Source organism: Lapillicoccus sp., from assembly GCF_025353065.1.
GTDB lineage: Bacteria > Actinomycetota > Actinomycetes > Actinomycetales > Dermatophilaceae > Lapillicoccus.
This window is the reverse complement of the sequence record NZ_JANXRJ010000163.1, coordinates 1-2,229: the sequence shown is the minus strand read 5'-3', so window position 1 is coordinate 2,229 and position 2,229 is coordinate 1. Positions and strand designations below refer to the sequence as shown.

The 2,229-nt window shown below is 71.6% G+C and carries 2 protein-coding genes; both read right to left on the bottom strand.

The features are described 5' to 3' along the window. Positions 1-49: 49 nt before the first annotated feature. Positions 50-718 carry a hypothetical protein gene (locus Q0R63_RS13175; protein WP_295697974.1) on the bottom strand — a complete coding sequence of 223 codons (669 nt, stop codon included), beginning with the start codon at positions 716-718 and terminating at the stop codon, positions 50-52. Next, a complete protein-coding gene (locus Q0R63_RS13170; RefSeq protein WP_295697971.1) occupies positions 715-1,902 on the bottom strand; it encodes an NADH-quinone oxidoreductase subunit D in 1,188 nt (395 codons plus the stop codon). Before Q0R63_RS13170 ends, Q0R63_RS13175 begins: the two co-directional genes overlap by 4 nt. Positions 1,903-2,229: the final 327 nt, after the last annotated feature.

Below are 2,229 nucleotides of genomic sequence, written 5' to 3'. Positions count from 1 at the left end.
GCCGCAGTCAGCCCGGCCGTGACGAGCGGAACGGGACTCGTCCGCGGTCCTAGCGGTAGACCTCGCCGCCGACGGTGCCCATGGCCGGGTTGACGGTGCCGCCGGCCACCCAGTTGGGGCCGGCGTGGACGTACTTCGTCTGGGTCAGGGCAGCGGTCAGGGCGGCGAGCTTGAGCTCGGGTGTGGGCGCGTACCAGAGATAGAGCGCCTCGCCGCCGGCCAGCGGGCTCGGGCACACCACCGCCGCCGGCGAGAGAGCGATGGGGGCGGTGGCGGTGGTGGGCGCAGGAGCGGTGGGCGCGCTGCTGGTGGTGGTGGACGCGCTGTTGGTGGTGGTGGGCGCGCTGCTGGTGGTGGTGGGCCCGGCAGCGGGCGGCGTGACGGCGGGGATCGTGATCGGGCTCGGCGCGGCGGGGCATCGGAAGGCCGCCGGCAACGATCCGAGCGAGGTGATCGTGGAGGAGTCGACCGGCGAGGGACCGCTGGCGGTGGGAACGGGCGTGCCTGGGAGTGCGCTCGTCGTCGTCGAGATGGCGCCGCTCGTCGTCGCCGTCGTCGCCGCCGTCGGGCCGGTCCGGACGACGCCCGAGGTCGCGGCGGGTGTCGGACTGCGGTCGACGCAGCCGCTCAGCCCCAACGAGGCGGCAACGCCGAGGCCTGCGACCGCCGCGCGTCCCCAACGCTCGGTGACGGCTCGCCGCCCTCGCCGAACCGTCATTTGTCGACGTCACCGACGACGAAGAACATGGAGCCCAGGATGGCGACCATGTCGGCGATGAGCTGCCCGGGAAGGACCTGCGACAGGACGGCGACGTTGTTGAAGGACGCCGACCGCAGTTTCAGCCGCCAGGGCGTCTTCTCGCCGCGGGACACGAGGTAGTAGCCGTTGAACCCCAGCGGGTTCTCCGTCGCGGTGTAGAGGTGCCCCTCAGGCACCTTGAGCACCTTGGGCAGTCGGACGTTGATGGGCCCCTGGGGCAGCGACCGCATCCTCTCGACGCAGGCCTGGGCCAGGTCGAGGCTGACATGGGTCTGCTCGAGGAGCACGTGCAGGCGGGCGAGGCAGTCGCCCTCGCGGCGCGTGACGACGCGACCGGGGCCACCGGGTGCGAAGAGCTCGGCGTAGGCGAGGTAGGGCGCGTCACGACGCAGGTCGACGTCGACGCCGCTCGCTCGCGCGATGGGACCCGACACCCCGAAGGCATGGATGAGCTCGCGACTGAGCACCCCGACCCCGTCGGTCCGGGCCGCCAGGATCTCGTTGCCCACCAACATGTTCTGCAGGTCGGGCATCCGTCGACGGATCGCCGAGATGGCCTGCTCGACGCGACCCAGCCAGCCCGCCGGGAGGTCCTCCTTGAGGCCACCGACCCGGTTGAACATGTAGTGCATCCGCCCTCCCGACGCCTCCTCCATCACGGCCTGCAGCTCCTCCCGCTCGCGGAACGAGTAGAAGATCGGGGTAATGGCGCCCAGCTCGAGGGGGTAGGAGCCGAGGAACATCAGGTGGTTGAGCACCCGGTTGAGCTCGGCGAGCAGTGTCCGCGCCCAGACTGCTCGCACCGGCACCTCCATCCCGAGCATCTTCTCCACGCCGAGGACGACGCCGAGCTCGTTGGCGAAGGCGGAGAGCCAGTCGTGCCGGTTCGCCAGCAGGATGATCTGGCGGTAGTCGCGGACCTCGAACAGCTTCTCCGCTCCGCGATGCATGTAGCCGACGATGGGTTCGGCGGTGACGATCCGCTCGCCGTCGAGGACGACCCGCAGCCGCAGGACCCCGTGGGTGGCCGGGTGCTGCGGCCCGATGTTGAGGACCATGTCGCTCGTCGCCAGCCCGCCGGCCCCGATCCCGACGGTCAGCTCGCGCTGCCCGGGGCCGACCGTCGGCGGTGAGGAGGACATGCCCGTCAGTCTGCCGTATGCCGCGACAGCGGCGCCCGCAGTCCGAGTGGCCCGGCCACTCATGTGGCGTGGTTGGTGCGAGTGGCGGCGGGCGGCGGGTCGCGGGCGGCGGGTCGCAGTGGTCGCGAGCCGCGGTGGTCGCGGGACGCAAGGGTCGCGGTAGACGCGTCCTTCGGTGGGGTGCAAGGCGGGCCCTCAGAAGGGTGGCGGGTCGGTGGCGCAGATGCGGGTGTGTTCGGTGTCGGTGGCCGGTGCGTGGCTCGGCTCCACGTAGCGGTATCGGGTGGTGATGTAGTCGCGGGCGCCGATGGTGTGCCAGGTCATGGT